The sequence below is a fragment of the Faecalibacterium sp. i21-0019-B1 genome (assembly GCF_042852915.1).
In the GTDB taxonomy this organism is placed as follows: Bacteria; Bacillota; Clostridia; order Oscillospirales; family Ruminococcaceae; genus Faecalibacterium; species Faecalibacterium taiwanense.
In genome coordinates, this window is the sequence record NZ_AP031425.1 from 431227 (window position 1) to 447639 (window position 16413).

The 16413-nt window shown below is 48.5% G+C and carries 17 protein-coding genes; 5 read left to right on the forward strand and 12 right to left on the reverse strand.

Annotation, left to right across the window (positions count from 1 at the left end; genetic code table 11):
• Window positions 1-74 precede the first annotated feature (74 nt).
• The 11 genes from ACGHP1_RS02030 to ACGHP1_RS02080 all read right to left on the reverse strand — a co-directional run bounded on the left by ACGHP1_RS02030 (window position 75) and on the right by ACGHP1_RS02080 (window position 11944).
• A complete protein-coding gene (locus tag ACGHP1_RS02030; RefSeq protein ID WP_390507447.1) occupies window positions 75-1352 on the reverse strand; it encodes a tyrosine-type recombinase/integrase in 1278 nt (425 codons plus the stop codon).
• 79 nt (window positions 1353-1431) lie between these two features.
• The gene (locus tag ACGHP1_RS02035; RefSeq protein WP_009296579.1) at window positions 1432-1635 is read right to left on the reverse strand and encodes an excisionase; all 204 of its coding nucleotides are present in this window, start codon (window positions 1633-1635) and stop codon (window positions 1432-1434) included.
• Window positions 1636-2069: 434 nt separating this feature from the next.
• Window positions 2070-2312, reverse strand: coding sequence for a helix-turn-helix domain-containing protein (locus tag ACGHP1_RS02040; RefSeq protein WP_004611627.1), 243 nt, complete (start codon window positions 2310-2312; stop codon window positions 2070-2072).
• Between the two features lie 6 nt (window positions 2313-2318).
• Window positions 2319-2750: a sigma-70 family RNA polymerase sigma factor gene (locus tag ACGHP1_RS02045; protein ID WP_008689644.1), complete on the reverse strand. Its 432-nt coding sequence runs from the start codon at window positions 2748-2750 to the stop codon at window positions 2319-2321.
• Window positions 2751-3263: 513 nt separating this feature from the next.
• The gene (locus ACGHP1_RS02050) at window positions 3264-4034 is read right to left on the reverse strand and encodes a response regulator (protein WP_390507450.1); all 771 of its coding nucleotides are present in this window, start codon (window positions 4032-4034) and stop codon (window positions 3264-3266) included.
• 187 nt (window positions 4035-4221) lie between these two features.
• A complete protein-coding gene (locus ACGHP1_RS02055) occupies window positions 4222-6606 on the reverse strand; it encodes an ABC transporter permease (protein ID WP_390507452.1) in 2385 nt (794 codons plus the stop codon).
• 14 nt (window positions 6607-6620) lie between these two features.
• Entirely contained in the window at window positions 6621-7286 is a 666-nt protein-coding gene (locus ACGHP1_RS02060) for an ABC transporter ATP-binding protein (protein WP_117440201.1), read from the reverse strand.
• Between the two features lie 5 nt (window positions 7287-7291).
• A complete protein-coding gene (locus ACGHP1_RS02065; RefSeq protein WP_256191571.1) occupies window positions 7292-7552 on the reverse strand; it encodes a hypothetical protein in 261 nt (86 codons plus the stop codon).
• A gap of 130 nt (window positions 7553-7682) precedes the next feature.
• Window positions 7683-10058, reverse strand: coding sequence for an ABC transporter permease (locus ACGHP1_RS02070; protein WP_390507455.1), 2376 nt, complete (start codon window positions 10056-10058; stop codon window positions 7683-7685).
• A gap of 165 nt (window positions 10059-10223) precedes the next feature.
• Entirely contained in the window at window positions 10224-11255 is a 1032-nt protein-coding gene (locus ACGHP1_RS02075; protein WP_390507457.1) for a sensor histidine kinase, read from the reverse strand.
• Complete coding sequence (locus ACGHP1_RS02080; RefSeq protein WP_390507459.1) at window positions 11252-11944, reverse strand: response regulator transcription factor; 693 nt, start codon at window positions 11942-11944, stop codon at window positions 11252-11254. The genes ACGHP1_RS02075 and ACGHP1_RS02080 overlap by 4 nt, the downstream gene beginning before the upstream one ends.
• A gap of 220 nt (window positions 11945-12164) precedes the next feature.
• Here ACGHP1_RS02080 and ACGHP1_RS02085 point away from each other — a divergent pair, with 220 nt between their 5' ends.
• From ACGHP1_RS02085 to ACGHP1_RS02105, 5 genes are all read left to right on the forward strand, one after another.
• Window positions 12165-12533: a helix-turn-helix domain-containing protein gene (locus ACGHP1_RS02085; protein WP_256275925.1), complete on the forward strand. Its 369-nt coding sequence runs from the start codon at window positions 12165-12167 to the stop codon at window positions 12531-12533.
• 228 nt (window positions 12534-12761) lie between these two features.
• The gene (locus ACGHP1_RS02090) at window positions 12762-13091 is read left to right on the forward strand and encodes a plasmid mobilization protein (RefSeq protein WP_390507461.1); all 330 of its coding nucleotides are present in this window, start codon (window positions 12762-12764) and stop codon (window positions 13089-13091) included.
• Window positions 13052-14404: a relaxase/mobilization nuclease domain-containing protein gene (locus ACGHP1_RS02095; protein ID WP_390507463.1), complete on the forward strand. Its 1353-nt coding sequence runs from the start codon at window positions 13052-13054 to the stop codon at window positions 14402-14404. Before ACGHP1_RS02090 ends, ACGHP1_RS02095 begins: the two co-directional genes overlap by 40 nt.
• Window positions 14401-14772, forward strand: coding sequence for a cysteine-rich VLP domain-containing protein (locus ACGHP1_RS02100; RefSeq protein WP_006060486.1), 372 nt, complete (start codon window positions 14401-14403; stop codon window positions 14770-14772). The genes ACGHP1_RS02095 and ACGHP1_RS02100 overlap by 4 nt, the downstream gene beginning before the upstream one ends.
• Before the next feature lie 223 nt (window positions 14773-14995).
• Window positions 14996-16162 carry a protein kinase family protein gene (locus ACGHP1_RS02105; protein WP_006060485.1) on the forward strand — a complete coding sequence of 389 codons (1167 nt, stop codon included), beginning with the start codon at window positions 14996-14998 and terminating at the stop codon, window positions 16160-16162.
• A 47-nt stretch (window positions 16163-16209) separates the two neighbouring features.
• Here the strand turns inward: ACGHP1_RS02105 and ACGHP1_RS02110 are convergent, their stop codons facing one another.
• Complete coding sequence (locus ACGHP1_RS02110; RefSeq protein ID WP_390507466.1) at window positions 16210-16410, reverse strand: transposon-transfer assisting family protein; 201 nt, start codon at window positions 16408-16410, stop codon at window positions 16210-16212.
• Window positions 16411-16413 lie beyond the last annotated feature (3 nt).

Consider the following 16413-nt stretch of genomic DNA (forward strand, 5'->3'; position numbering starts at 1 on the left):
CACAAATCTTTTTATTACCCCTTATGTTTTCGCTCTCAAAAGTAGTAAAAGCAGTAGTAAATTCTGCGTACTACTTATGCCGCCTTGGTTTCCTCGGCGCTTTCCGCCGCAGGCTCCGGCTTGGCCTCTGCGGTGGTTTTTGCCTTGGCTTGCAGCCGTTCCATTTCCTCCTGTGCGGAATGGAAAGTAGCGTGGGCGTAATAGTTCAGCGTCATTACAATGTTGGCGTGTCCCATGATGTACTGCAATGCCTTGGGGTTCATGCCCGCGTTTGCCATTCTGGTACAGAATGTATGCCGCATGGTGTGCGGTGTCATCACATCGGGCAGCGGTTCCTTGTGGCACTTGTTGAACTTCTTGGCAAGGCACTTGAACATGGCGTCATAGTTGACGGCGGTTTTGGGCAGGCCGTCCCGGTTCAGGAACAGGAAGTCCTTATAACCGTCAACCTCAATGCACCTGCCGTCCCTGCGCTTCTTCAACACGCGCTCAAACGCTTCATAGGCGGCTGCGCTCATGGGCACTTGACGGAATCCGCTTTCTGTTTTTGGCGCTTCGATATAGTAGCCATCCTCGGTGCTTCTCAAAAGCTGGTGGTCTACATTTACAAAGCGTTTTTCAAAATTCAGGTCGGCGGGCGTCAGGCCGCAGAGTTCGGAAATACGAAGCCCGGTTTCCAGCAGGATCACCACCTCGTCATAATACTTGGCATAGACGGAATCGTTCTGCATGAAGTCCAAAAGCTCGTTTTCCTGTGTAGGGGTAAGCGGCACCTTTGGTACGGTATCGTCGTTGATAACCTCATTGATTTGGAAGTCAAAGGGATTCTTGCGGAGGCAGTCGTCCTGTACGGCCATATAAAAGATGGCCTTTAAGGAACGCTTGCTGTTGCAGATGGTGTTGTAGGCAACGCCTTTTTCCTGCATACGCAAGGCCCATTCTTTCGCGTCGGACAGCTTCACGCTGTCAATGCTGGCCGCGCCCAGCTTATCTTCGGACAGAAGTTTCATCAACTGCTGGCGGCTCTTTTGGGTTCCTTTCCGCACATTCCCGCGCTGCCGGGTGTACTTTTCATAAAGCTGGCACACGGTCATTTTCTTGCCGATGGTGTCTATCCCGTCGTCAAGGTCTTTCTGTATCTGCTTGATCTTCTCGCGCAGGGAAAGACAGGGCCGCTTCCCGGCAGGTACTTTGTCGGTGGGTACTAACTTCCATGAGTAAACAAACTGGGGTTCTCCAAAGGTGTCAATGTATTTGTAAGCGTATCTTCCATCTGATCGCTGGCTCTCTCCAGACTTCAAAAGGCGGCCTTTGTTGTCTCGTCTTTTTTCATCTCGTTCTTTTCTTGGCATTTCGTCATGCTCCTTTCCATGACGGAAAGAGCCTTGACACGCTTATAACCTATTATAACACGCGCAAGGCCCTTTTTCACTATATTGTGTCAAGGGAATCAATGATTTTTTCAAACTGCTTCCGCTTGATCTGGATGCGGTTGCCGTTCAGGATCACCCAGCCAGCGGTGGGGTTTTCCTCGGCAAGCCGACGCAGTTTGTTTTCCCCGATCCGAAAATATTTGGACGCTTCCTCAATGGTGAGCGTGTATTTTTCCCAAATAGGCACATCGTTATTACTCATAACATGGCCCCCTTTCTTTTCAAAACAAAGGTTGTTTTTTGCGAAAGTGGGCAGAAAATAACGGACGGCTGCTGGCACAGCTCCACGGGAATCTCACCCCCGCGTGGTTCTCACGCGGCCCTGCTCGTTGCCTGCGACGCTTCAAACGCTCGGACTACGACGACAAGGGCGTATCATTGTCCTGTCTGCGCGTCGTCGCCCGCAGGCTGCCACACCTGCTTTACAGCCCGGTAAAATCGCTCCGCTTATCCCAATGAGGGAAAGCCTCTTGGCGCACCTGCCGCCCGGCTCGGCGCAGACAGAATGTATCCGTCTGCCCTATGACGCGCCGCCATTATCCTGCGGGCGTATTTGTCAAGGAGCAAAGGGGCCGCCGGGAAAACAGGCAGGCGGGGAAAGGGAAAGCCGCCTGTCTATGGCCGGGGCCTTAACCGTCAGTCGCCAATGGGACTAACGATGGAATGGATCAGCTTGATTTGCAATCGGCGCTTCATATACTCGTCAATGCAGATATGAGGCTGGCCGCTGCCGTCATAGAGCGTCCGGGTACACAGCTTATTGATATAGCCGTCGTAATGCTGCAAGACACGCTCCACGGCTTCGGCGTTACCGGCGCAGGCCGCGTCGATCACAAAATCAGGCAGAGGGCTTTTGCCCTTGTAACTGGATTGTTTCATCCGCGTTTAACCTCCCTCCGGCATGAACGCCATCAATTTTATACGCAGGTCTTTCAGGGTGCTTGTCCTGTGGCGCTGTACTGCGCTGCGGGACATTCCCATCAGGCGGCCAATTTCTTCGTCAGTCAAATCCAGAACAAAGCGGAGAATCAAAATACTCTGCTCGTCTTTTGGCAGGCTGGCAAACGCTTCGGCCACAAGCTCGTTGTCGATATGTAGGTCATAACCATGCGAACTGAATATAAAGCTGTCGCAGGAATACCGATCTACGGTCGAGAGCTTGTCCCAATCAGCCGGGGAAACAGCGTCCAGCGACACTTCACGGTCACGGCGGCACTTCATTTCCCGCAGATAATCTATCGCCTCATGGTACAGAACCAGCTTGCAGTAGCGGTCAAACTGGCCCCATTCACCGTATTTGCGGGGGATCGCTTCCATCTTCTCACCCCCTTTCTATGGGGGATGTGGTGGTTCTCTCCCTTTCCGCCAATAGAGCGAATGGAATCTCTCTGGCTGCCCGCTAAACGCCTCCTTTTTTTACTTTTTTGAAATTTCTTTTTGCGCCGGGAAACAGACCGCAGGAAACAACAAAATTCGCCCGGCAGGTCAAAGACCCACAGGGCGAAACAAAAAGCAATATGTTCTTTTCCTACATGGTATAGTACATACACGCAGCCGCTTGTCCCCACTGCCGGGGGACGGCTTTTTTTGACAGGCTAACCCCTGTCAGAATTTGTCGAAGCGGTTTTCGTTGCATGGCGGCTCCCTCCTAAAGCCGCCATGCCAGAACACGGTGCAGGGGTCGTCGAAGCAAAAAGAAACGGCGGCCTTGATCTACTCAAAACCGCCGTATCGTCAGTGGTACAGGAAAGCGCACGAAATCCTCTGCCCGTCAGCGGTTTTTTTCTTTTCCCCGCTGTGGAGGCAGATGTTTGAATATGTAGGCTCGTTTCATTCCACAAAGAACAGAACCCGCCGGATCAGCTCCGGGATATTGACCGGGGCGGTGATATAGTCGTTCACGCCCTCATGCCGGTATTCATATTCCGTGGCAAGGTCGTTGTTCTCGGTGAGGATAAAGAACGGCAGAAGCCGGACAGGGGGATTCTTCATTTGGAACATCCCCGCCACCCGCCGCAGCGTATGAAACAGCTCCATTGCTGTGCCGTCCGGCAGTTCCAGATCGCACAAGATCAGGTCTATTTCCTTATCCTCAAAAATCCGGCGCTTGGCCTCCCCAATCGAGGGAACCAGAATCAAGTCAAAGCCCTTTTGCAGCATAGCCGCCCGCAGCACTTCGGCGCTGGTATCTTCCGCATGGACAAAGAGCAGCTTGTGAAAAGTCGGGGCCTTTTCGCCGGATAACTGCCGGTAGGCATATTCCACCAGCTTATCTTGCAGCAATAGCCCTTTCATTTTGTCCATGCACAGCGTCGCGCCCCGGCGCATAGCCTCTTGTTCGTAGTCGTCCCTGTCATGGCAGGACGCCAGAATAAAAGGCAGCTCCTTGTCTGCGGCCCGCACCTCGTCCAGAAAGTCCATGCCGGAACCGTCCGGCAGGTCGAGATCACAGTAGACCACCAGCGGCATTTCCTCTTGGATGGCGGCCCGCGCTTCTTTCAGCGTACAAGCCGTTTTCACCGGGTAGCCCCGGTGCTGTAAGTATTTTTGCAGACACCATGTATAGGTGTCGCTGTCGTCGATCAGCAGTATCTTTTTCATGTGTCCTCACCCCCAATATTGATTTACCACAAGCATAAACTACAAATGTTACACAAATGTCCGAGGTGCCTTTGATTTCGACAGAAAAACAGGCTGAATTGTTACAACGCTCGGACATTTCAAAAATTTTTTTGAGAAATGGCGAAAAAAGCGGGGCAGCATACGCCGCCCCGCCAATCCCATACGGCTATTCCATCGCCCGCATTTGTTCGATCAGGGATTGTTTTTTCTGTCTGCGGATTGTCCATACAGACAAGATCAGCTCCATTCCAAACAACACCAGAATGAACAGACCCATTTCCAAAACCGGGAATTGATATGGCACTACTTTCCCGTGCAGGGTAGCGCTGCCCATTTCTCTGCTTACAACAACAGAAATAGGAAGTCCGACAATCAGGATTGCCAATGTTGCAAAGAACGCATAGCATAGACCCTCGCAGATATTCATTTTGCATAGCTGCTTTTGGGTCAGGCCAATGGAACGCAAAACACTGTTTTCCTGTTTTCTGGACATTTGATTAGAGAGGGTCGTGTTAATCAGGTTGATAACACCAAAGAGGAATACCAGCCATGAAAGAACCTGCATACTACCAAACGCCACAGAATTTTGTGATTTTTCAGCCGCAATCGCTGTATCTATTTCGTCTAAAGCAAGGTTACTATGTTCGGCTACAATATTTTTCAGTTCAGCTTTTACAGTTTCGTCTTTTTTCGGATCGCTTACAATGCTCCATGAGTAATCAAAGGTAGTAATTTCCGGGTGCAGTTCGCGGAATAAATCTTTTGGAGCAAAGAAAACTGAGCCATCTGTATGAGCGCGTCCATGTCCGTAAATCACAGGCATTTTTGAAGTGGAAAACACTCCCGATATTGTAACAGGAATGGACTTCTTACCATCCACAGAAGAAAATTCAACGGTGGAACCGACGCCCATATCTTCAAAATGAGCTACAATCTTGTCGTGAATTACAATACTATGAGAATCTGTCGGCATGGTTCCCGCTGTCAATGCAGCTTCAATCATAGCATAATTCTGGCCGGTCAGCGTATCACATATTCCCGAATTTTGGTTAACATCTGTTTTAATGCTGGCATAGAGAGATTGTCTGGCTACGATTATATCCGTAACACCATCAATAGATAAAACTTCCTGTTTTAGTTCCTCATTCAGCGGATTACCTTTTACAAGCATTTCTTCCGATAGATCTTGGAGATAGATTTTGTAATCACTGTCTGGAAAATATAGTCTTGCAATTTGTTCTGGTGAGCGTACTAAAACAATGGAAGATACCACCATCAGCAAAATTCCGCCGATACTCAAAGAGGCAACTATACTAATTGTCTTTTTTCGGTCACGCTTAAAATTCGCAATTCCCATTGAAACAGGATTGAGTTTGATATTCTTTTTCCGGCTGCGGATGTCCTTTTGCGCGGGGGTAAAACGGACGGCTTCAATCGGGGAAATCCCTGCCGCAATCTTCACCGGCTTACGGATGGAAATAGATACCATGATCCAACTGCTTATGAGAGTCAAAATAACCGTTGTCACATAGGAAACAGCGTTAAAGCCCTTGGAAAACAGGAGAAAACCGCCGCATACACCCAGCACTGTACCAATCAAAATTCCGATACTGCCGAGTTTGCGTCCCTCGTTCTTTACAATCCGCTTGATTTGCTTTGGGGTCGCGCCAATCGTCCGAAGCTGCCCGTAACTCCTGATTTTGTCATTGATGGAGATACGGAAGATACTCTGGATCACAATGTAGCCGCCGATCAGAACAAGGGCAATCACACCTGCCATCAAGGTAAAGTCGTCAAAGGGTTGTTTAGAGGCATAAGTGAAATACCTGTTGTTCATGCTGGGGGTAGGAAGCTGATATTCCTCCGCAATCTCCCTACAATAAGAGGTCATCAGTTCTTCGTCCAACTGGTCGCTGTTTTTGAAATGGGCATAGGCACGATACCCAGCCGGATCAAACCCAGCCCATTCTGTCAGGGCGGCTTTGGAAAGAATGATGGCGCAGGTATTTGCTTCTTTCTCATTTACGCTGTCCATAATGCCGGTAACAACATAATTACCATGAAAGCTCTCGGTGTCTAAGGTCACAGTGTCCCCAATTTTGGCATTGTTTCCATAGGTGGAAAGAAAGTATTCGCTTACGACAACTTCATTTGCTTTTTCAGGAACCCGGCCCTCTAACAGATTCATTTGCGCCTTGGCAATCTCCATCATTTGCGCGTCGCAATACACATAGGACGCATGATAGCCTTGTTCTGAAAGTTCCTCACCCAGCATATAGTAGCCGCCTACGCGTTCAAATTCCGGCACTCCTTTCAGGGTTTCAATGTCGTTTTCCTCCACGCCCAGCCAGACCGCCTCATAAGTATCGACAACCTGATTGCGCTGCATTTGTGTCAGGGAAGTAGACACAATTCCCGTAAAGCAGATTAGAAACGCCGCTAGCGCAACGGCTATCACCACCATCAGATTCCGGCGTTTCTCGCTTTGCAAACTTTTCTTTGCCAGCTTCTTTGTAATGGCGCTGGTATCATTTTCAAAAGGCCATGTCATAGCCTGCCACCTCCTTACTCCACAATCTTGCCGTCCTCAATGCGGACAATCCGATCTGCAAGGCGGGCAATGTCGTTGTTGTGGGTAATCATCACAACAGTTTGCCGGAACTCCGCACTGGTACGCTTGATAAGCCCCAGCACCTCGGCGCTGGTCTTGCTGTCAAGGTTGCCGGTCGGCTCGTCGGCCAGCACGATAGCCGGTTTGGTAATCAAGGCGCGGGCAATCGCCACACGCTGTTGCTGTCCGCCGGAAAGATTGTTCGGCATATTTTTCAGTTTATCTTCCAGCCCCAACAGGCGAACGATTTCGTCCAAAAACTTCTGATCCACCGTATCCCCGTCCAGCTCCACCGGCAGGACGATGTTCTCATACACATTCAGGATGGGAACAAGGTTATAGTTCTGGAAGATAAAGCCGATGTTGCGGCGGCGGAAGATGGTGAGCTGTTCGTCGTTCATTTTCGACAGCTCTTTGTCCCGGACAATCACATTGCCGGAAGTAGGAGTGTCCAGCCCGCCCATCATATGAAGCAGGGTGGACTTGCCGCTGCCGGAGGTTCCCACAACAGCCACAAACTCGCCGTCCTCCACGGAGAAGTTCACGCCGTCAAGGGCGCGGGTGATGTTCGGCTCTGTACCGTAATACTTTTTCAGGTCGATAGTCTGTAAAATGCTCATAAAATTCAATCCTTTCTTTGTTTGTTGTAAATGTGGAACGCTGCTGCGCCGGTGGCTGCCAACTGCACCAGAATCAGCACAGCGAACAGGCCGAAGCTCTCATAGTAGAACAGCTCATCCCAAAACAGGGGAACATCACAGAGAGCAGTCAAGGCAACCGTCCAGCGGATGTGCCGGGCCAGCCATTGCCGGAACACCAGCACAAGGGCAACGGGCGGGACGATCAGCAGCGCCAGATTCAAAATCAAGGTCGGGGTCAGTTCCATTGCGTCGCCTCCTCACTTTTGTTGATAAGGTCATTGTAAAACCCAAATGTCCGCGAAATGTTACAGTGGCCAAAAAATTTTATTGAAAATCGGGGTGAAATGTTACAATGCTCGGACATTTCAAAAATTCTTATGACAATTCCCGTATTTGATCTACCAGAGATTGTTTTTTTATCTGCCGAATTGCCAAATACGAGAAAAGCATTTGGACGGCAAGCATCAGTATAAAATAACTGAACATTTCAACTGTCGGAAAATGATAGCTTACTTTTCCAAAAATACTCATTGCACTAAAGACGGTGCAGAGAAGATACCCGATAAGGGTTCCGCATGATATAGAAAGAAGCAGCACCCCTAATGTATAGAACAGTCCCTCTATCAATAACATTTTTGAAAGCTGTTTACTGCTCAAACCAACCGCTTGCAAAACACCCAGTTCTCGCTTCCGGGTCAAGATGTTTGTTATCAGTGTGTTTAGCAGATTGATAATGCCAAAAACCCCGATAAACATGACAAAAATGTAGACTGGCATACGGTAGTTCAATAGTTTTTCGTTGTATGCCTCTACCCAATCATTCAAGGTACTAACATAGAGGCTGGAAGTCGGTGGAATTATCTTTTGGATTTCATCTTTTGCGGCTGCCCATTTACTATCGTCTGTATCTACAATAAATTGATAATTGAGGTTTTCAATAGGAACGATCTTTGACAGCATTTCTAAAGGAATAAATAGCGTATCATATCCGCCATACGGGATATTAGCGTCCACAATTCCCATTACTTTTACTTCCAATGTTTGTCCGCTAACTTCAATCAGAAGTTCGTCCCCAATCGCGGCATCCCACCCAAAAGTTTCTTTCCACTGTGGGCCATTTTCAATAATAATACCATTATTATTAAGTAGTTCCTGCAAATCCGCTGTACCATCAATCAAATATTGTTCAAGCAATTTTTGAGAGCTTGGCGTATATGCGTCTGAAACAATCGGTTCAATATCTCCCGTTGGCATACGAACATTCAAAACGGTGCCTTGGTATTCTTTTATTTCTTCCACACCATCTATGTCCAAAATGGATTCTCTAAAATCTTCTGTAAGCAGATTCGATTTTTGGAGTTCTGAATATTGTTCGCTGTTATGTGCCTGCGGCCCGTAATCGCCTAATTCAAGGCGAATTTCTCCGTAAGGAAAACTCCTACGCGCCATCGCTAAGGGATCAATGGAATTAAAATATGCAGAGCTTGCCATCAGCAAAATTCCACATACCCCTAACGACAGGATCGTTAAAGCGGTTTTCTTTCTGTTCCTCGCAAAATTAAGGAACGCTAAATTTTTCGCGGATAGAGAACGATGTAACACTTTTGTACTGTTGGACATTACATTATTATTGCCCGCCATATAACGGACTGCTTCAATAGGCGTAACATGAGCAGCAATTTGGGCTGGCTTAATTACAGCAATCATAACACATAGATACACAAACAGAGCTGTGACAGCGGCAATTACAAATACCATTAAAGTGTTCCAGCCTTGCGGGACAAGGACATATCCCACTATTGCACCGGCTAATATTCCAATCGGAATACCAATTCTGGAAAGATGAAATCCCTCTCTAAAAACGATTCTTTTCATCTGTTTTCCAGTTGCCCCTATTGTCCGCAGTTTTCCATATTCTTTTGTTTTTCTGGCTATGGACACATAGAACAGACTGTAAATAACAAGGGTACAAGCCAAAGCGATAATAAGACTGATAAATGCTATTACAGTGATATATTGACTGCTTCTCTGTTCAATGAGAGAAAAATAATATGTTGAAAACTGCATTTGCTCCGGCTGTATTTCCAATTCTCTGCACAATGTTGATAATTCAGCTTGTATAGCAGCCTTAGACCAACCATCAGATTCATTCAAACGGATATAAGCGGAGTATGCCGGTTCGCTGATCTTGTTTTCAATATAGGACTGCGACACGAATACGGAATAATTTGAATTTTCGACAGGCAAAATACCACATAAGGTATAATCTTTTTCTCCATCTCCCAGATTTAACGATATAGTATCGCCTATGGATTTGGACAATCCAGCTCTATCAAGAAACGCCTTTGTGATAGCAATTTCATTTGTAGATTTGGGCAATTCTCCCTCTAAATCAGGATATTTTGCTAATTTCATTAGTGTTTCATCCATTGAACGAACGGTTAATTTGTAGTCCCCATAAGATACTAAACCCAATAAATGACTTACACCCACTTGAACCCTATCGTCATTTACTAATTTCGTAATGGTATCATTATCGACTTCATTGATAATTGCTTGATAACGCCCAGCCGCATCATTTAATGATTTTCGCTGCGAAGCAAAAAAATACAAGGTCGTTGTCATTATCAAGCAGGTAGCTAAGGCAATCGTAATGATAATGAGGATGTTTCTACTTTTATCTGCTTTTAAGTTTCGTTTTGCCAACTTTTTTGTAATGGCACTTGTATCGTTCTCAAAAGGCCATGTCATAGTTGTATCACCTCCATATTTGATAAGGCTATTGTAAAACCCAAATGTCCGCGAAATGTTACAGCGGCCAAAAAATTTCATTGAAAATCGGAGTGAAATGTTACAGCGCTCGGACATTTCAAAAAAATTTACGGCGGGCAGCCGGAAATGGCCGTCCGCCGCGTTCTATTTTGTAGGCAGCATAATGGAAAATTCCGAACCCTTGCCCGGCTCCGAAATCACCTTGATATAGCCGCCCTGTCGCGTTACGATCTCGCGGGCCAGATACAGGCCAATGCCCACGCCCTGCTGTTCGTGTACTTCTTCCTCACGATAGAAGCGCCGGAAGATAGCGGCTTGATTGCTTTCGGAAATGCCCTTGCCGGTGTCGGTCACTTTGATCTCCACATACATTTCCCACAGTACCACCGACACAGCGATTTTCCCGCCTGCCGGGGTGTACTTTACCGCATTGTCCAGCAGGTTAAAGAGGGCTTCGGATGTCCACTTGCTGTCATGGGAAACGGTCAAATCCTCCGGGCAGTCCACAGACACGGCGATTTCCTTTTTCTCCGCTGCATACACGATCCCACTCATGGCCTGCGCCACAGTATCAAAAAGGCGGCCCGGTTTCTTGTCCAACTGGATCACGCCCGTTTCCAGCCGGGAAGTTTTCACAAGGGCCTGAAAGAGAAAGTCCAGTTTATCCGTCTGGCTGCGGATTCCCCGGATAAAGTCGGTGCGCTCCGCCTCGGTCATGGGCTTTTCCAGCAGGGTGTCCGTCGCCATTTTTAGATTGCTTACCGGCGTCTTTACCTGATGGGAAATATCCGATACAAGGGTCTGTAACTCCTGCCATTCCTCGTCCACCCGGCGGCGGTTCTCCTGCATGATCTGGTAAAGCCTTGCCAGCCGGTGTCCGATTCTGGCAAGCTGGGTTTCGCTGTCCTCTGGGCGTTGTGGCGCTTCATTCCCTGCGATCATGTGGTCTAAAGTCTGGCACAGGTCAGCGGTAAACTGCGACAGCCGCTTTCCAAACGCCTGCGTCAGTACAAAAATTCCCACAAGGGCGCACAGCAGCAGCGCCCCGCCCGTCAGCAGCACCGCAATCTGTTTTGTCACAAGAAAAAGGGCTATGGTGATCCCGGACATGGAGAGGGCAAGCCCCAGTGCCACCCGGCCAAACAGCCGCTTTACCGAGAGATTTTGAAACTTCATTTTGCCTCGCCTCCCGTCCATTGATAGCCCATGCCGTAAACGGTCTTGATGTAGGGCGCGCCGCCGTCGGCTTCGATCTTGCTGCGAATCCGGCTGATGGAGGTTGTCAGGGTGTGTTCGTCCACAAACCTCTCGTCTATATCCCACAGCTTTTCCAAAAGCTGCCCACGGGTCAACACTTGCCGGGGATTTTTGTGGAACAGGTTCAGCATTTTGTACTCCATCGGGGATAGGGTCAGGGGCTTGCCGTTTAAGGAAGCTGTCTGCTCCGAGAAGTCCAGAAACAGCCGCCCATCGTCGTAAATGTCCTTGGCCGGTTTGTGGTGTTCCAGCATGGCGAACATGGCTTTGATTTTCCGCTGCAAGGCCCCGATCACAAAGGGCTTTGTGATGTAGTCCACCGCGCCCACCTCATAGCCCCGTATCTGGTCGCTCTCCTGATCGTTGGCGGTCAGGAAGATTACAATGGTGTCCGGGTGCTGGGGCTTTATCAGTTTGCACAGCTCAAAACCGTTCCCGTCCGGCAGGTTAATGTCCAGCAGCACTAAATCAAATTCCCGCTGGCGGATGGCGTCGGCTGCGGTTCTGGCGTTTAGGGCAGAAGTCACGCCGTAGCCGTCTGCGGTCAGGTTATAGGCCAACATCTTATTCAAAAAACTGTCGTCCTCGACAATTAAAATCTGCTTCATATTCTCACTTCCTTTGCTTTTTGCAGATAGTATAACAGGCAAATGTCCGCGAAATGTTACAGCGGACGGATTTTTTCAAAAAAGTGCTTTTTCTTTATTATAGGATAGCCTGCTTTTCCGTACAAGGCAGAAAATATGAATTATAAAGTTTAATCTTCCTGCATATAGTAACATTCCATTGAGAAAATATGAAATATACAATGTAAATGGGTGGTGCTATATGGCAAATATCAAAGATTGTCCCGGCTTTGAAACTTTCGGCGCGGATGTAAAAGAGGCTCGGAAAGTCAAGCAGTTATCGCGTAAGACGCTGGCGGAACAGGTCAATATCGACTGGCGCTATCTTGCCAACATCGAAAATGACGGCACGATTCCCAGCCTGCCGGTTATCATACAGCTTATCAAAATCTGCGGGCTTCCCGTGGAACAGTATTTTAACCCGGAGATCATGCGGGAGGAAAGCGCACAGCGGCAGCGGGTCAGCCACAAGCTGAAACTCTGCCCGGAAGAATTTCTGCCGATCATCGAGGGCGCGATTGACGGGGCCATTCAAATTCAACAGAAGAATGACGAAACGGAGGGTGCATGACAACCCTCTGTTTTGTTTTTGGGAGGACGCAAGCTGCGCCCTCTCTTTTTTTGTGCGGTTTTCGGAAAAACCGGGATTTTGCGGGTATTTCCTTGGGGACAGAACGCTTTTTAGGGGAAGAAGAACAAAGACAGCAAGCATAGGGAGTGTAGCCACACTCCCGGCAAACGGCTTCCCGTTTGTATCTTGGGGAAATCCCCAAACCCCTGAATGAATGGAGGTGAGAAAGTGGCAAACCGAAAACGGAAGTTTGTGTTGCGCGTCCCGGTGACGCCGGAGGAACGGGCGCTGATCCAGCAGAAGATGGCCCAGCTTGGCACAAAGAACTTTTCTGCCTACGCCCGGAAAATGCTGATTGACGGCTATATCGTCCATATCGACACCGGCCCTGTCCGGGCGCAGACCGCAGAGCTGCAAAAGATCGGCGTCAACATCAACCAGATTGCAAGGCGTATCAACAGTACCGGGACTGTGTACGCGCAGGACTTGGAGGACATCAAGGGGGCGCTGGCACAGATATGGCAGTTACAAAGATCCATCCTATCAAGGCAACGCTGAAAAAGGCGCTGGACTACATCGAGAACCCGGACAAGACCGATGAAAAGCTGTTCGTTTCTTCCTATGGCTGTTCCTATGAAACGGCGGATATTGAATTTCAAATGCTGTTGGATCAGGCGTACCAAAAGGGCAACAATCTGGCCCACCACCTGATACAAGCCTTTGAACCGGGGGAAACCACGGCGGAGCAGGCCCATGAGATCGGGCGGCAGCTTGCCGATGAAGTGCTGCAAGGCAAATACCCCTATGTGATTACCACCCACATCGACAAGGGCCATCTGCATAACCACATCATTTTCTGCGCCGTGGATATGGCGAACCAGCGCAAGTACATTTCCAACCGCCAGAGCTACGCCTTTATCCGGCGCACCAGTGACCGGCTGTGCAAGGAACATGGCCTGTCTGTGGTAAAGCCCGGCAAGGACAAGGGCAAGACCTACGCCGAGTGGGACGCACAGAAAAAGGGCAAGAGCTGGAAAGCAAAACTGAAAATTGCCATCGACGCGGCCATTCCGCAGGCCAAAGACTTTGACGGCTTTTTGCGGCTCATGGAGGCGCAGGGCTATGAAGTCAAACAGGGCAAGTTTATTTCATTCCGCGCGCTGGCAGACGGCCTCCGTCCCGGACAGGAACGCTTCACCCGCTGCAAGACCTTGGGGGAGGATTACACCGATGAACGGATCACCCAGCGGATCAAGGGCATTGCCATCGACCGGGGGCCGCGCAGAAGAAGCGCCGGGGAAATCTCCCTGCGGATCGCCTTGGAGGACAGTATCAAAGCCCAGCAGTCGGCGGGATATGCGCGGTGGGCGAAGCTGCACAACTTGAAGCAGGCCGCCAATTCCTTAAACTTCATCACAGAACACCAGATCAACAGCTACGAGGGCTTGGAAAGCAGGCTGGCCGAGATCGGCGCGGCAAACGACGCGGCAGCCTCCGCCTTGAAAGACGCAGAACGCCGCCTTGGGGATATGGCGCTGCTGATAAAAAACCTCTCCGCCTACAAGCAGCTCCGGCCTGTGGCGCTGGAACTGCGAAATGCCAAAGACAAGGCCGCGTTCCGGCGGCAGCATGAAAGCCAACTGATTTTGTATGAGGCGGCGGCAAAGGCGCTCAAAGAGGCCGGGGTCACAAAGCTCCCCAACCTGTACGCCCTCAAAACCGAGTATAAAAAGCTGGACGCAGAACGGGAACGGCTGTCCGCACAGTACAGCGAAGCGAAACAGAAATTGAAAGAATACGGCATTGTCAAACAGAATGTAGACAGCATTTTGCGGACAGCGCCGGGAAAGGAGCATACGCAGGAACGATGAACATACCGAGAATGAGTTACCCCCAATACCGCAAGGCCCGCAGGCTCACCCATGAGTGCTGCAACTACTGTAACGGAAACTGCCTCCTGCTGGACGATGGGGAGGAATGTGTCTGTGTGCAGAGTATTTCCTATTCGCTGCTGTGCCGGTGGTTCAAGGTGGCCGTCCTGCCGCTGGACGCGGCCCTGTGTGCCGAGATCACCAAAAGCCGGGACGAGATCAAACGCTGCGCCGTCTGCGGGGCGGCGTTTACGCCCAACTCCAACCGGGCTAAATACTGCCCGGATTGCGCGGTGCAGGTGCGCCGGAAGAAAGAGGCGGAACGCCAGCGGAAAAGATACCTCCTGTCTACGCATTTAGGGCGGTAAAAGTCCACGGAAATCAAGGGTTTTTCCGCATGGTCGGCAGGCAGGTGGATAAAGTTATCCTGTTCCCCTCAAAACGGGGGTCTAAATGCGGGAAAATGGACAAAAAAAGAAGCGCCGGACGCAGAGGCTTTGACACCTCCGCGCCCGGCGTTTTGGATAATTGCCGATTACATAATAGCATGATATAATACAGTAAAATAAAGCGGGAAACGGTGGAACTTATATGAATATTGAAAACTATATTGAATCACAGTACAGAGAGTTATTATCATGTAGTCAAATAAATGCGGAATACTCCGATTTATATAAATCCTTTAGAAATCAAAAACTGCGGGAAATTCTTATGACCCTACATCATGATCTGGTTGGGCTTTTTAGAACAATGAACGAAAGACTACCAACCGGGGAACATGAAGCGCACTTTTGGGCAGAACCGAGTAGAGATTTAATTAAGAGAATTGAAATGATATTCGGCTTAGTAAGTTCACTAAAGGAAACTCCTTTAGCCTTTCAAATAGACCCATACTATTTAGATTTACTCACACGCTGTCGAGATTTTCTTAGTTCAAGCGGTGGAAGTTCATTGCCACCCAATATGGCAAAGGTCGAATTATATTATACGCTTCCTATTTTTCTACCTCTTAGTAGCATAACCATTTCACATAAGCAACAAGATTTTACATTTGATCTGAAACTAATCGGAAGTGGTTCTTACGCTAATGTTTATAAGTATAAGGACACTTTTTATAATCGGCCTTTTATTTTGAAGCGTGCAAAAAAGGAACTTACAGATAAAGAAGTCGCCCGGTTCAAAAGAGAATTTGATGTAATGAATGGTCTATCTTCTCCATACATACTTGAAGTTTACTGCTACAACCCAGATAAAAATGAGTATATTATGGAATATATGGATTATACGCTGGACGGATATATCGCTGCTCATAACTCCACCTTAACAATTATACAACGAAAAGGAATCGCCCAACAAATATTGCGCGCCTTTGATTATCTTCATTCAAAAGGACATCTACATCGTGATATAAGTCCTAAAAATATTTTGATAAAAGAGTACGATGATACCCTTGTAGTGAAACTTTCGGATTTTGGACTTGTAAAAATTCCTGATAGTACGCTAACAACGGTTAATACGGAGTTCAAGGGCTATTTTAATGATCCTGCACTGGTTGTCGAGGGGTTTAACACTTATGGCATAGTTCACGAAACTTATGCGCTCACCAGAGTTATTTATTTTGTAATGACAGGTAAAACCAATACAGAAAAAATTACGAATCAGAATTTACGAGCTTTTGTTGAGAAAGGATTGAACCCAGATAAAACCAAAAGATTTCAAAATATTCGCGATATGATTTCAGCATTTAAGACCATATAAAAATGCCGGACGCAGAGGCTTTGACACCTCCGCGTCCGGCGTTTTACTTATTCGTCTGTGAAGTGGAACCGCTGCGCCGCAAAGTCGGCGTCGCTCATGGTGTCCAGCTTATCGGCGGTCTGGCAGGCAAGCACCGCCATTTCCTTGTCCATGTCCGGCAGTGCTGCCCGGAGATTTGCCGCCGTCCTGCGGCGGTCGGCATTGTGGTACAGACAGAACAGGTTTTCTTCTTCCACGGTGAAATACATTCC

Excerpts from the sequence above, each read along its gene's own strand:
- ACGHP1_RS02030 (WP_390507447.1), bottom strand. The coding sequence starts at position 1,352 with ATGCCAAGAAAAGAACGAGATGAAAAAAGACGAGACAACAAAGGCCGC.
- ACGHP1_RS02035 (WP_009296579.1), bottom strand. The coding sequence starts at position 1,635 with ATGAGTAATAACGATGTGCCTATTTGGGAAAAATACACGCTCACCATT.
- ACGHP1_RS02040 (WP_004611627.1), bottom strand. The coding sequence starts at position 2,312 with ATGAAACAATCCAGTTACAAGGGCAAAAGCCCTCTGCCTGATTTTGTG.
- ACGHP1_RS02045 (WP_008689644.1), bottom strand. The coding sequence starts at position 2,750 with ATGGAAGCGATCCCCCGCAAATACGGTGAATGGGGCCAGTTTGACCGC.
- ACGHP1_RS02050 (WP_390507450.1), bottom strand. The coding sequence starts at position 4,034 with ATGAAAAAGATACTGCTGATCGACGACAGCGACACCTATACATGGTGT.
- ACGHP1_RS02055 (WP_390507452.1), bottom strand. The coding sequence starts at position 6,606 with ATGACATGGCCTTTTGAAAATGATACCAGCGCCATTACAAAGAAGCTG.
- ACGHP1_RS02060 (WP_117440201.1), bottom strand. The coding sequence starts at position 7,286 with ATGAGCATTTTACAGACTATCGACCTGAAAAAGTATTACGGTACAGAG.
- ACGHP1_RS02065 (WP_256191571.1), bottom strand. The coding sequence starts at position 7,552 with ATGGAACTGACCCCGACCTTGATTTTGAATCTGGCGCTGCTGATCGTC.
- ACGHP1_RS02070 (WP_390507455.1), bottom strand. The coding sequence starts at position 10,058 with ATGACATGGCCTTTTGAGAACGATACAAGTGCCATTACAAAAAAGTTG.
- ACGHP1_RS02075 (WP_390507457.1), bottom strand. The coding sequence starts at position 11,255 with ATGAAGTTTCAAAATCTCTCGGTAAAGCGGCTGTTTGGCCGGGTGGCA.
- ACGHP1_RS02080 (WP_390507459.1), bottom strand. The coding sequence starts at position 11,944 with ATGAAGCAGATTTTAATTGTCGAGGACGACAGTTTTTTGAATAAGATG.
- ACGHP1_RS02085 (WP_256275925.1), top strand. The coding sequence starts at position 12,165 with ATGGCAAATATCAAAGATTGTCCCGGCTTTGAAACTTTCGGCGCGGAT.
- ACGHP1_RS02095 (WP_390507463.1), top strand. The coding sequence starts at position 13,052 with ATGGCAGTTACAAAGATCCATCCTATCAAGGCAACGCTGAAAAAGGCG.
- ACGHP1_RS02100 (WP_006060486.1), top strand. The coding sequence starts at position 14,401 with ATGAACATACCGAGAATGAGTTACCCCCAATACCGCAAGGCCCGCAGG.
- ACGHP1_RS02105 (WP_006060485.1), top strand. The coding sequence starts at position 14,996 with ATGAATATTGAAAACTATATTGAATCACAGTACAGAGAGTTATTATCA.
- ACGHP1_RS02110 (WP_390507466.1), bottom strand. The coding sequence starts at position 16,410 with ATGTATTTCACCGTGGAAGAAGAAAACCTGTTCTGTCTGTACCACAAT.